This window comes from Mucilaginibacter sp. GW822-FHT03E02, from assembly GCF_058801545.1.
The window spans coordinates 805,550-819,538 of sequence record NZ_JBXANJ010000002.1 but is presented as its reverse complement, the minus strand read 5'-3'; the positions used below and the strand labels follow the sequence as shown (position 1 = coordinate 819,538).

General features: G+C 42.4%; 10 protein-coding genes. 7 read left to right on the top strand and 3 right to left on the bottom strand.

Features of this window, described 5'->3' with window-relative positions:
- Nucleotides 1-176 precede the first annotated feature (176 nt).
- On the top strand, nucleotides 177-488 hold the full coding sequence (locus tag AC1RM2_RS30135) for a hypothetical protein (RefSeq protein WP_492988850.1): 312 nt from the start codon (nucleotides 177-179) through the stop codon (nucleotides 486-488).
- 85 nt (nucleotides 489-573) lie between these two features.
- Here AC1RM2_RS30135 and AC1RM2_RS30130 read toward each other — a convergent pair whose 3' ends face one another.
- The 3 genes from AC1RM2_RS30130 to AC1RM2_RS30120 form a co-directional block, all read right to left on the bottom strand.
- Entirely contained in the window at nucleotides 574-1,326 is a 753-nt protein-coding gene (locus AC1RM2_RS30130) for a glucose 1-dehydrogenase (protein ID WP_477361222.1), read from the bottom strand.
- A gap of 59 nt (nucleotides 1,327-1,385) precedes the next feature.
- Nucleotides 1,386-2,126, bottom strand: a complete 741-nt coding sequence (locus AC1RM2_RS30125) for an SDR family oxidoreductase (RefSeq protein ID WP_492988849.1) — start codon at nucleotides 2,124-2,126, stop codon at nucleotides 1,386-1,388.
- 108 nt (nucleotides 2,127-2,234) lie between these two features.
- Entirely contained in the window at nucleotides 2,235-3,170 is a 936-nt protein-coding gene (locus AC1RM2_RS30120; RefSeq protein WP_492988848.1) for a helix-turn-helix domain-containing protein, read from the bottom strand.
- Between the two features lie 168 nt (nucleotides 3,171-3,338).
- Here AC1RM2_RS30120 and AC1RM2_RS30115 point away from each other — a divergent pair, with 168 nt between their 5' ends.
- From AC1RM2_RS30115 to AC1RM2_RS30090, 6 genes are all read left to right on the top strand, one after another.
- Entirely contained in the window at nucleotides 3,339-3,965 is a 627-nt protein-coding gene (locus tag AC1RM2_RS30115; RefSeq protein ID WP_492988847.1) for an RNA polymerase sigma factor, read from the top strand.
- 73 nt (nucleotides 3,966-4,038) lie between these two features.
- Entirely contained in the window at nucleotides 4,039-5,076 is a 1,038-nt protein-coding gene (locus tag AC1RM2_RS30110; protein ID WP_492988846.1) for a FecR family protein, read from the top strand.
- An 18-nt stretch (nucleotides 5,077-5,094) separates the two neighbouring features.
- On the top strand, nucleotides 5,095-8,544 hold the full coding sequence (locus AC1RM2_RS30105; protein WP_492988845.1) for a SusC/RagA family TonB-linked outer membrane protein: 3,450 nt from the start codon (nucleotides 5,095-5,097) through the stop codon (nucleotides 8,542-8,544).
- An 18-nt stretch (nucleotides 8,545-8,562) separates the two neighbouring features.
- Nucleotides 8,563-10,092: a SusD/RagB family nutrient-binding outer membrane lipoprotein gene (locus tag AC1RM2_RS30100; protein ID WP_492988844.1), complete on the top strand. Its 1,530-nt coding sequence runs from the start codon at nucleotides 8,563-8,565 to the stop codon at nucleotides 10,090-10,092.
- A 75-nt stretch (nucleotides 10,093-10,167) separates the two neighbouring features.
- Nucleotides 10,168-11,790, top strand: a complete 1,623-nt coding sequence (locus tag AC1RM2_RS30095) for an alpha-L-fucosidase (protein WP_492988843.1) — start codon at nucleotides 10,168-10,170, stop codon at nucleotides 11,788-11,790.
- 137 nt (nucleotides 11,791-11,927) lie between these two features.
- Complete coding sequence (locus AC1RM2_RS30090; protein WP_492988842.1) at nucleotides 11,928-13,901, top strand: sialate O-acetylesterase; 1,974 nt, start codon at nucleotides 11,928-11,930, stop codon at nucleotides 13,899-13,901.
- Nucleotides 13,902-13,989 lie beyond the last annotated feature (88 nt).

Here is a 13,989-nt window from a genome sequence, read left to right as displayed (position 1 = left end):
CAAAGGTGTTGCCAGGGGGCGCCAACGGTATGCGAAAAGGACTATTTTATTTTGATGAAGAACAACGGCTTTAATTCTGCATTTTTAATTAATTAAGTTTGTTTAAAATTAAATTAATTAATAATTATGAAACCTTTGTTTTATTTTCCTGTTATCAGAGTATATCTACCAACATTATGAATACTTTTAACGAACATGAGTCAGTAATTTACACAGATGCCGGGGGTAATGTAATTGATACATTTGTGATATTTGATACCGATAAAACCACCGGCCTTACGCACATCAATCACATGAATTTAAGGGTGCCAACTGATAGTTTACAACTACGCCCTGCGTCCATTGCCAAATGGAATTTACCAATGCAGGACGCGTTTAGCTTCCAGATATTTAAAAAACTGAAAGAGAAATACCAGGAACCTGCTATTCCAATTGTAAAGCGTACATTAACTGCCGAGCCTGGCTACAAGCTGGCGAACGCTTCTTAAATAATTAAACCAAAATATCATTCAATAAAAAACTCCGCCCTCTGATTACGAGGCGGAGTTTTTTTCGGTTTGTGCGGTGGCCTTATTAATTTGTTGCGCCGCCATTTACCAGCAGGTGCTGTCCATTAACAAATGACGACAGATCGCTTGCAAAAAATTCGGCAGCGTTGGCCACATCTTCAACTTCGGCCAGGCGGCCCATGGGGCAGCTATCAAGCAATTGTTTCCTTAATTCGGGGTAGCTGCCCGCTTCGGCAAATATTCCCGAATGGTCAACCGCAAATGGAATGATAGAATTAACAGTAATTCCTTTATGACCTATCTCTTTTGATAATATATCAACCAGGTAACGTGGCGTTGTTTTGCTGCCGCCATAAACAGCCATCCCTGGCACCGGAAATGACGTTGTGCTGGATGCTATGTAAATGATACGGCCGTTATCCTCTACATTTTTGGCTGCCTGTTGCATTGTAAAGTAAGTTCCTTTAGTGTTAATGGAAAATACCCTGTCAAACTGTTCTTCGGTAAAATCAACTACCGGGGTTTCTACAAGCTCGATACCTGCGTTGGCCACTACAATATCTATTTTACCGAATGCCTTTTTAGCTTCGGCAAACAATCTTTCAATATCAGCCACTTTGCTTACATCGGCTTGTACAGCTATAACCTTTGCGCCCATGGCGGCTATATTACTAACCACTTCATCGGCCGATGCCTTGTCTCGCGAATAATTGATTACAATATCGGCCCCTAATGCCGCATAACGCTCGGCTATCGCCTTTCCTAATCCACGTGCCGATCCTGTTATTAATGCCACCTTATTATTTAATGAGTTCATGATTTCTATGTTTTGCTATTTGATATTTTTGTCTTTAATCCTAATCTCTTGACTCTGTTTTAAGCCATAGCGCCATTTGCGCCAATGTTTTGCGCGCTTATCCATTTGGCGTCGTCGCTGGCCAGGAATACTACTATTTTGGCAATATCTTCAGGTTCGCCGATACGGTTAAAGGCCGAGAGCGATGCCAGGCGGTCAATTACTTCCTGTGGTTTGCCCTTGGTAAACAATTCGGTATTGGTAGGGCCCGGAGATACGGAGTTTACATTGATGCCCCTTGCGCCAACCTCTTTGCTAAATACACGGGTTAGTTGCTCAACTGCTGCTTTGGTGGCAACATAAGTACCATAGGTTGGCATTATTACCCGGGTTGTAGTTGACGAGAAATTTATAATGCTGCCGTTATCGGCCAGCTTGGTTGCTGCCTGGCGCATCGTATTAAAAGTGCCGCGTACATTGATGTCAAACTGGCGGGTAAAATCGTCGTCGGTAGTATCTTTCAACAGTTTGGTTATCATGATGCCGGCATTGTTTACCAATACGTCAATTTTGCCATAGTGTGCAATGGCGGCATCAAACATAGCGGCTACTTCATCGGCTTTGCTTACATCGGCTTGCAGGGCTATAGCATCGCCGCCGGCCGCTTTAATGGAGTTTACGGTTTGCACGGCTGCTTCAAGGCCGCCGGCATAGTTAACAATTACTTTTGCACCGGCTTGTGCCAGTTTGTGGGCTACTGCTGCACCAATGCCTCTTGAGGCTCCGGTTACTAAAACTACTTTTTCTGCTAATGTGTTCATGGTTTCCTTTGTTATTGTATGTTGATGTCTTGTTTGTTTCGACATAACAAAGGTGAGGTTTGGGGTTACCTCAAATGATATACATATTATAGCATTACATATAAATATCTAAGATGTGGCGGCTATGTGCTGTTTCCTGAATAAAACCGGCGACAGACCCGTATGTTTTTTAAAGTAATTGCTAAAATGGGTCGACTCGGAAAAGCCCAACCGGTAGGCAATCTCCTTGATAGATATAGTTGAGTTTTGCAGTAATGCCCTGGCCTCCGATATTGTTTTTTCTGTTATCCAGGTGCCAATGGGTTTGCCGGTTTTTATTTTGATAACGTTGCTCAGGTAATTGGGGTGCAGGCTTTGGGCATCGGCATAATCTTGTACCCGGTATGCTTTTTCAAGTAAGCCATTGCCCAGGTCGCGGTAATGTTTTTCCAGCATTCGCTTAAACTCTTTTACAATTTGCGAACTGCGGTTGCCCTCATAAATGGGGTTATAGTCCTTCCAAAAGTATTCTTTTATCTTTAAAAGGAGTACCACAAACAGGTTCCCGATGATACGGTTGCGATAAGCACTGTGATTTTGATATTCCTTATTTATCAGCAGGTACAGCTGCTCAAACTCCGAAAATGCATCTGATGACAAAACGCGGGGCTGAACAGTTTCGGCAAGCAGGAACGGAAACTCTTCAAAAATATCCTTGTGAACATTCTCTTTCAGGAATGATTCGCTAAGCGTAATCAGGTATATTTCTTCTATCTTATGCCAGTTATATGATTTATAATGCCCCGGATTTGTAAAATATATAGTTCCCGGTACAGTATCAAACACCAGTTCATCGGTTGTATATCTGCCATATCCGTTCTTTACAAATACAAACGAGAAAAAGTTAGGCCTGAAAATGAGCGATTGATAGGGGAGGATAGCATGCACATCCTTCAGGTTATGAATAGCAAAATCGGTTTTGTCATCAATGCCATCCGCAGGCAATCCAAAATGGATGTATTGCTCTTTAAGATTGTTAAAAATTAGTTTCTCTTCGTCTTTCATATTTAACTGCCAGCCTCTAAGTTAATGCAATCAAGCTATTTAATAGTTTGTATTTTGTCGCGTATTTTTTTCCTGAACATAATTTAAAGTTTATGTAAAATGATTGTTATAATTCATTACATTGTACTTAAATTCATTTTTTAAAAAGTAGGTGGTTTTAACTTTATTATGTCTGAAAGTATTGTAAGGCTTTATGATGACAATGTTGCAACATGGCTTGCCTTTAAAGAGGGCAACTGGGATGCCTACACGCAACTTTACAACGATCATTTTAAAGTACTCAATAATTACGGTTACAAATTTACCCGCGACGTAAACATTATTGAGGATGCTATACATGACCTGTTTATTAAACTCTGGACAAACAGGGCAACCCTTGGTACCCCGGCATCGGTAAAAAACTACCTTTATAAATCGCTTCGCGGTATTATTTTTCGCAAAATGCAGGGGCAATCGCGTTTTGTCGATTTAGAATCAGAAACCGATTATAATTTTTCTTTCGAGATCTCATTTGATCACCAGATTATTGCCAATGAAGAGGAACGCGAACTTCAGCATAAAATAAAAACGGTAGTAAAAACTTTGCCGGCCAGGCAGCAGGAAATCATTTACCTGCGTTTTTACGAAGGGTTGGGCTATGAAGAGATATCAGATATTATGGAAATCAACATCAACTCTACTTATAAGCTGCTTTACAAAGCGTTCAACAACTTGCAGGGCGCGCTAAAAACTTCAAAACTGGTCATTGTTATTGGTCTTTATGGCTGTTTAGGTACCCATATTCACTCAAATTAAATTTATTTTTATTTAGGAGGGATAATTCCCGTATGCTCATGTATATAAGGTTAAAATCAGAAACTTATATAGCATGGAGATTGCAAAATACGGCACTTATACCCTACAGGACTTTTTAGATGATGACGATTTTCTTCAGTTCGTTATCAGCCCCACTAAAAATGACATCAACTTCTGGCAATCGGTTACAGCTATGTACCCTGCCCAAAAAGAAATTATTGATGAAGCTGCCCAAATTATATTAGCCTACCGCAAGCAGGATGTTTTTACAAACGAAGCAAATCAACAAAAAGTTTGGAACCGTATTGAAGGTACTTTACACGGTAAAAGAACAGTAAAACAAAAAGTATTCCGCTTAAACACCTTCCTGCGGGTAGCAGCGATGATCTTATTGGTATCATCAGTTGGGATAGCGTTCTGGATGCTGAAATATAACTCAAAAAATGAAGTAGTTACCGCTTTTGGCGAATTGCGTACCGTTACCCTGCCCGATAATTCAATAGTGATACTTAACGGTAACTCTAAATTATCATACGCAAACAACTGGGATAATAAATCACGGGAGGTTTGGATCAGCGGTGAAGGTTTTTTCAGTGTAAAACATATCAATAAAGATCCACGCCATATAAAAGCTACCGAAAGATTTATTGTGCATTGCAACGATGTTAATATCGAGGTGTTAGGTACCTCCTTTAACGTACGTAACAGGCACAATAAAACCAATGTGGGCCTGGTAAGCGGTAAAATTATGCTGGAATACCTTGACCAGGCATCGCATAATAACCGGCTGCTGGTGATGAAACCGGGCGATTACGTGGAATACGCCCACCGGAAGGTGGTTACTCAAAAGAAGCTTGCTGTGCCCGAGAAATTAACACAGTGGACAAACCACCAATTATTATTTAACAATGCTACGTTATCACAAATCGGCGAGGTCATGACCGACGATTATGGATATCACATTGATTATACCGACCCGGCTATTGCCAATCTGAAAATTGAAGGAGAGATAAGTGTATCAAACGTTGACGAACTTTTGGAAACTATCTCCACTACATTATCGGTAAAGGTCACCCAATCAGACAAAAACATCACAATCACAAAAAATTAACCCCTAAACAACTCATTTATGCGAAAATTTGACTTTTCAACTTTTTTAAAATGTTGCTGTTTCTTGTTGGTGTTGCTCGGCCAGTCGGTTTACGGCTATGCTCAGTTGGCGCTTACCAGCAATAACAGGTTTCATACAAAAGCCCCGGGCTATACCATGCAGCAGGTGGCCGAAAATAAAGTGCTGTTAAAGGATGCGCTTGAAAATATCAAAAAGCAATTCAATGTGCAGATTGCTTACCAGGAAGGACTACTGGATAATAAATTTATACCGGTAAGCTTATTTAACAATGCTAAGCAGTTTAACCTTGATGACAACCTGAAACAATTATTATCAGCTTTTCAGCTGGAATACCGTAAAATCAGTAACAGCCAGATTTCTATCTACTCAGTAAAAGAAACCGTCGTTAATACGGCGCCCGTAGTTGCCGCTGTGTTAATAGGTAAGGTGGTTGACGAAAAAGACGGCCTGCCGGTTATTGGAGCATCGGTGTATTTAAAGGCCGATCCTAAAATCGGGACTTCGACTGATGTAATGGGTAATTTTAAACTGGTGGTCCCGGATAAATTTACCGGGAAACCATTAACCTTATTGGTGGCTTATATTGGTTATAATAAAGAGGAGATTACTGTAACAGATTTAACATCGCCTGTTCAAATAAAATTGAAACAGAATAACAGCACGCTTAACGAGGTTGTGGTAACCGCACTTGGTATCAGTAAGCAAAGAAAATCATTAGGTTACTCTGTTACCGAAGTTAAAGGGACCGAGTTTACCCAGGCCCGCGAAAATAACGTTGCCAATGCCTTAACAGGTAAAGTAGCGGGTGTAAATGCCGCGGGTTTATCAACCGGCCCTGGTGGTTCAAGCCGTATAGTTATACGGGGTAATGGTGGCCTTGCCGGCGATAACCAACCCCTTTATGTAGTAAACGGTATGCCTATTGATAATAGCGTACCCGGCGGAGCACCAACTGTAAACGGTATTACCAATAACGTTGACCGCGGCGATGGTATAGCCGCTTTAAACCCTGACGACATCGAGTCCATCAGCGTATTAAAGGGAGGTACTGCCGCAGCTTTGTATGGTTCACGGGCAGCAAACGGTGTTATATTGATTACTACCAAAAAAGGAAGGGTTCAAAAAGGGGTAGGGGTTGAATACAATTCAACCGCTACTTATGATAATGTAGCTGTTTTTCCGGATTATCAATATGAATACGGCCAGGGAGATGGCGGCGTAAAACCAACAACGCTGGCAACTGCCCAGGGTACCGGCAGGCGTTCATGGGGTGCAAAAATTGACGGTTCGACAGATTATGTTGCTGTTGATGGCAAAACGCACCCTTATACTGCTCAAAAAGATAACCTTAAAAATTATTATCAAACCGGGAGTACTTACACCAATAGCCTTGCGTTTTTGGGCGGTAATGAGGCAATCACTTACCGTTTTTCTGCAGCCGACCTGAATAGCAAAGGTATTTTGCCGGGTACAACTTATGATCGTAAAACTTTTAACCTGGCTTTAACCAGTAAGTTAACCAGTAAAATATCCATTGAAGCATTAGCGCAGTATAATATCGAAACTGGTCATAACCGCACCGGGGCCGGCGATGCATTGGGAAACCCTAACTGGACTCCGCTTGAGGTTGCCAATACCGTTGATATACGCTGGCTTAAACCAGGCTACGATGCCAACGGTAATGAGCAGGTGTGGAATGATGCCGCCATCGCTTCAAATGGTTACTTTGTGATCAATAAATTTAAAGAAGATGACGTTAAAGACCGTTTTATAGGCCAGGGGTCAGTATCGTACACACCAATAACAAACCTGATTTTCAAAGCAACATTAAGTCGCGACTTTTTTAACTATAATTATTCAAACATACTACCAACAGGTACATTGTACGTTCCCAATGGGCAATATCAGTCTATAAAGTCGGATGTGTCTGAAACCAACGAACTGGTGACCGTATCATACAAAACAAAAATTGTAAACGATTTTAATGGCTCGGTATTAGGTGGTGTAAACAGCCGTAAAAACATCACAAATCAGCAAACCGTAAATGGTTCGCAGTTTGTAATTCCTTATTTTTACAGCTCAACCAACCTTGCCACAACGTCAACTACTCCTTATAATGCCAAAATAGTGACTAACTCGGTATTTGGTTCGGCTGATTTCGACTACAAAAGCCTTGTATTCTTATCGTTCACCGGCCGCAAGGATTGGTTTTCTACATTAAGTTCTAAAAATAACAGCATTTTTTATCCAAGTGTGGGTGGTAGCTTTATATTGTCAGATGCTGTTAAACTACCTCAGTTTTTTACCCTTGCCAAGCTGAGGGCCTCATGGGCGCAGGTAGGCGGTGGTGCTCCTGATCCTTATGTAATTAATCTTACCTATAGCAATGTGCCAAGTGCCGGGCAGCCATTACAAAATGTTACCAGTAATAACATTACCAATAGTGCGCTTAAGCCTTACACCTCTACAACTACCGAAGCCGGTCTGGAACTGCAGATGCTGCAAAATCGCTTAGGCCTTGATGTTACCTTATATGATCGTAAAACCACAAATGATATCGTAAATACGGCTATCTCATCAACTTCGGGTTATAATAATGTAATCCTTAACGTTGGCGAAGTACGTAACAAGGGTATCGAGGTTGCATTAAACGGTTCGCCTGTAAAAACAAAAGAATTTAGCTGGAACGTTAACTATAATGTTGCATATAACGACAACAAGGTAGTAAAACTCGCCCCTGGCCTGTCGACCATTCAAATGGCGACATCTGTAAATGGTTATGCGCTGTTAAATAATACCGAGGGAATGTCATTCGGCACTTTATATGGCACACATATGGTAAAAAACAGCAGCGGGCAAGTGGTATTCAATTCAACCACCGGCTTGCCTGTTCAATCGGGATATGAACCGCTTGGCAAAAGTGTTGCCCCGCTTACCATGGGCTTAACTAACGAATTCAGGTACAAGCGCTTTTCTTTGAACTTCCTGCTCGACGGTAAGTTTGGTAATAAGGTGTTCTCATTAATGGAAGTGTATGCTACCCGTTTAGGTTTAATGAAATCAACGCTGCCTGGCCGTGAAAATGGCCTGGTGTTAAATGGAGTAGACCAAACCGGGGCTGCTTATACGCGCACCGTACCGGTAAGTGGCTTACGTACATATTATGACAACTATAAAATTTATTCAGACCTGTTTACCCATGATGGAAGCTTTGTAAAACTTCGCCAGGTTATTTTGTCATATAATTTACCCGGTCTCGATCTTAAAAAGATTCATATTCAGTCGGCAAGTATTTCATTGGTGTCACGTAACCTGTGGACGCTTTACAAAAAGACAAAGAATTTTGATCCCGAAGAGAGTTTTACCAACAGTAACACGCAGGGTTTTGAATCAATTGGTTTGCCACGTACCCGTTCACTTGGTGTAAACCTGGCAGTTAAATTCTAATATTTAAAGTTGATTAAGATGAAAAGACACATATCAAAATATACTTCGTGTTTGCTGTTAATACTCGGTATTATGGCTACACAATCATGTACTAAAAACTTCGATACGTTGAACGTTAACCCCAACGCATCGTCGAAAGCTGTTCCTCAATATATATTTACGAAGGCCGAGTACGATGGTACGGCCCGCATGCTCGATTTGTTACTGGGAACCATGCAATATACTACCAGCTTTAATGATGTGGCCGGGTTTGGCAGTAAATACGTTTTAGCTCAAAGCCAACAGTCATTTGCTGCATTTAGTAATGCTTATCCTAACGAAATCAATGAGCTGGTTGAAGTAATTAAAGCAGCAGGCACCGATGCATCGCAGGTTAACCTGGTTGCCGAGGCACGCATCTGGCGGGTATATTGTTTTAGCAGGCTTACCGATTTGTATGGAGATATTCCATACTCGCAGGCCGGGCAGGGTTATAACAGCTCTATTTATAAGCCCGCATATGATGCGCAGAAAGATATATATGCAGATATGCTGAAAGAGCTTGACCAGGCTGCTACATCGCTTGACGCCAGTAAAGCAACTTTTGGCGCTGCTGATCTGATTTACGGGGGAAGCACTGATAAATGGAAAAAATTCGCCTACTCGCTGATGTTAAGGTGTGCTATGCGAATGACCAAGGTTGATTTAACTTCGGCGCAGTCATGGGCAACAAAAGCTATAGCCGGCGGTGTGATATTAAACGATGCCGACATTGCCAAAGTGTCGTATGTTGGGTCGGGTCAGGATATCAACAAAAATCCGTTGGCAAATGATCTTTGGAACAATGATTATATTGCTCAGAACGGAACTACCAATACCGAAGGCGGCAAATATCAGGAACCATTTATCACTTACCTGAAAACCAATAAAGACCCGCGTTTAGGTGTTGTGTCTATAGTTTATAACGCAGGCGTTGCCGATACAACTTCATCAATACAAAAAGGCATGTCGGCTTCATTAAATGCCAAGCCGGCCGATTTTGTAACTTACTCTGAACCTAACCCTAAAACTATCCTGCTTTTAAACTCTCCCCGTTTGGTATTTACCGCTGCCGAGAGCTATTTTCTGCTTGCAGAGGCTGCTTCAAGAGGATGGTATAGCGCGGCTACTGCATCGTCATTGTACGAGAGTGGCATTGCGGCATCTATGCGCCAGTGGGCTATTATTGGCGGCAGCGCGGGCGCTATAAGCGATGCCCAGATTAATACCTATATCAATTACCATAAGTTTAATTCGGCAGGTACGCTTGATCAAAAAATGGCGCAGATTTATACCCAGTTTTGGATTGGTATTTTCCCTGATGCACAAGAGGTATTTGCTACTTACAGGCGTACAGGGTATCCCGCTTTGGTGCCTAATAATTATGTAGGTAATGCCACCGGCGGCAAAATATTCCGGAGGATGTTGTACCCTATATCCGAGCAAAATCTTAATGCTGCATCTTACGCAGCTGCAATTGCGCGGCAGGGCGCCGATGAGTTCCTGACAAGGATGTGGTGGGATAAATAATGCATTCGTGTTAATAAATTGATAGATTTGGTTTAAGGAAGGGGTTGGTTGCCCTTCCTTTTTTTATTTTTAGTGATGATGAGATATTTGTGTTTGTTAGTGTTGGTGATATGTTGCAATGGAGCCATTGCCCAAAACGACCTGGTGAAAGACGATAATGCCAGTAATTATAACCTAAACAAGCCCGAACGGGAACTTTGGCTAAAAAATACGGGTTTGGGTTTGTTTATCCATTTTAGTATGGATGGGCAGTTGGGCGTGGTTATCAGCCACTCGCTGGTGGGGGCAAGTGATGATTATGTGAACCGGTATTTTACCGACTTACCTAAAACTTTTGATCCATCCAAATTCGACCCGCACCAAATAGCTGTTTTGGCCAAACTTGCCGGCATGAAGTATATTGTTTTTACCACCAAGCACCATTCGGGCTTTTGCATGTGGGATACCAAAACCACCGGTTTTAATATTACCAATACACCCTATAAAAAAGACCTGTTAAAGGAATTTGTTGATGCCACACGTGAAGTTGGCCTGCAGGTAGGGTTTTATTTTTCGCCCGAGGATTTTAATTTTTTGCGTGACCATCATATTACGATAAGCCGCACCGATGTTAAAATGGATGCTGCTACCCGCAAAGCCTATGATGACTACACACGGCAGCAATGTGAGGAGCTAATGACCAAATACGGCAAAATAGATGTACTTTTTATTGATGGCGACCCCAAAGAAATTGTAAAGCAAACCTGCTGGAGGTTGCAGCCCGATTTGCTGATCACCCGTGGAGCTATCAAAACGCCCGAGCAGATTATGCCGGGGGCAATGATTAACGAACCATGGTTATCATGCATTACCATGGGTACCGCGTGGGGCTATCAGCCAACTAATGAGCGTTATAAATCGGGTAGCCAGCTGATTGGTTTACTGATAGAAGCCAGGGCTAAAGGCGGATCGTTGTTACTGAACGTTGGCCCAAAACCTAACGGCGAACTACCTATAGAGCAGGAAGAACGATTGCGCGAAATGTCGGCATGGTATTTTATAAACCGCGAATGTATTGATGATGTACGGAGTTGGGTGGTGAGCAAAGAAGGTAACATTTGGTTTACCGCGAAGAATGGGCATACCCTTTACGCCATAGTAACCGATGCCGCCGACTGGAAGGAAGGTACGCGTAAAACTTTCTTTATTCGTTCGGCAATTAGTATGCCCGACACCAAAATAAGCGTTTTGGGGCAAAACAGCCAGGTAATTGAATATAAAAGCGATGATGTAAGCTGCAGATATACCCAAACTACCAAAGGCTTGGAAGTATCGGTAGTGAAGGCGCAGCGTATTTATGACGATCATCGCTGGCCAAACCCGGTTGTTATTAAGCTGGATAATATAAACCCGGCATTTAAAGAGGCGGTTGTTGTTGAAACCGGTAGTACTACATTGGCAAAAGGCCGGGTGATATTAAAAGGCAGAATAGTGAACTATAAAGCACCCTCGGTTAAACTTGCCCGCTTTGATTACAGGCCTTATAGTGGCCAGGTAGAAACACTTTACGCCGGCAAATGGACAGCCAGCGCCTGGGTACCTGTTAAACCCGATGGCAGCTTTGAACTTACCTTGCCTTTAAAAGGCAGTTATGAATATAAGGCCGTAGCGCAACAGGCAAACGTGGAAATAGAAGGGGAGAACAAATTGCTGAGATAAGCTAAAGATGTAGCTGTACACTGTGCAACGGTATTAAGTGGCAGTTCCTTTGTAATAAAGTTAACGATTGATAAATAATTTGAATTAAGGTGCTACTTTTATCCGCAAGGAAAAGTAAACCTTCTATAAATTAAGTTATGTTCAAATCGTTATTATTAACCGTGTTTTCATTTTTGGTTACTGCGCAGTTAAGCAGTGCCAAAGTAAGCCTGCCATCTGTTTTTAGCGATAATATGGTTTTGCAACAAAAAACCAAAGCTGCTATATGGGGAAAAGCCGAAGCAGGTAAAACGGTAGTGATAACAACAACATGGTCCGGCAAAAAATACAGTACTATAGCAGATGCCGACGGAAACTGGAAAATAAAAGTTGGAACGCCATCATATGGCGGGCCTTTTACCATCACCATTTCGGATGGAGAGGCGCTGGAATTAAAGAACGTGATGATAGGCGAAGTGTGGTTATGCTCTGGCCAGTCGAACATGGAAATGCCGGTGGCCGGCTGGGGAAAGATTAATAATTATGAAAAAGAAATGGCCGGGGCCAATTACCCCAATATCCGCCTGCTGCAGGTTGAGCATATAACCAGCAGTGTTCCCTTGGCCGATGCAAAAGTGACCAAAGGCGGATGGGTGCCCTGCACACCAGAAAATGTTGCCGAATTTTCGTCGGTAGCTTATTTTTTTGCAAGGGAAATTTATAGCAAAAAAAACATACCCATAGGCTTAATCCATACCTCATGGGGCGGAACTATTGCCGAGGCCTGGACAAGCGGCACTGCATTACGCACTATGCCCGAGTTTATTGATCCTGTAACCACTGTTGAAACAGAGAATAAGGAAGAAGCCCAAAAAGCTTACCTGCTGAAGTCGCAGCAATGGCAAAGCCTTATTGCCCAAAAGGATTCGGGATATAACCAGGGTAAGCCGGTTTGGCTGGCGGCAGATCTGGATGTTTCTAAATGGCACGATATGGTTTTGCCCTCTATTTTGGAAAAAACGTTGCCAAATTTTGATGGCGTTATCTGGTTACATAAAAAAATAGTTGTTCCGGATGATTGGGCGGGCAAGCCGCTTAAATTAAGCCTGGGCGCGATTGATGATGCCGATATTACCTGGTTCAACGGCGAAAAAGTTGGCGAAACCGCTGTTTATAATACGCCAAGGATGTATACCGTACCAGGTAACCTGGTCAAAGCCGGTGAAAATATAATAACCATCCGGGTGTTTGATGGCATGGGCAATGGAGGCCTTTATAGTGATGCCAAATTACTATACCTCGCTAACGATAATGGCCAGCAAATTCCGTTAAACAATGCCTGGCAGTATCGTATAGGTATGAACCTGAAAAACATGCCGCCTTTTCCAACAGATCCAAAGAGCCCAAACAGGCCTTCTGTTTTGTTCAACGCGATGATTAATCCGTTTATCCAATACGCTATTAAAGGTGCCATTTGGTACCAGGGTGAATCAAACTCGGGCAGGGCGTATCAATACCGTCAATTATTCCCCACCATGATCAACGATTGGCGTAGCAGGTGGGGCGAGGGTAACTTTCCTTTTTATTTTGTGCAACTGGCCAATTACTACATCACCGAACCGCAGCCCTCAGCTTCAGATTGGGCCGAATTGCGGGAAGCACAACTTAAAACACTTTCATTGCCCAATACAGGCATGGCCGTTGCTATTGATTTGGGCGGATACGATATCCACCCAAAAAACAAGCAGGAAGTAGGGCATAGGCTGGCATTGGCTGCCCTTGCTAAAACTTATGGTGAAAAAATTGATTATTCGGGGCCTATATTTCAAAAATATACTATCAGCGATGATAAAATAACGCTCTCTTTTAAATTTGGAGACGGCCTTAAAACCACCGACGGGCAGCCGCTAAAAGGGTTTGCCATTGCCGGTGCCGACCAAAAATTTTATTGGGCGGATGCAGTAATTGTTGGCGATAAAGTTATGGTGAGCAGTGCGCAGGTAAGCAACCCGGTAGCTGTTAGGTATGCCTGGGGAATTAACCCGGTATGTAATTTGTACAATGCCGCGGGCCTGCCTGCATCGCCGTTCCGCACAGACGAATGGCCGGGTGTTACTTTAAATAAGAAGTAGTTTAGGAGCAGGGCGATGGGTTAACATAACTTAACATATTTCGGATTTAAGTTTTATAATTATTTGATAATCAGTATTTTGTATTTTA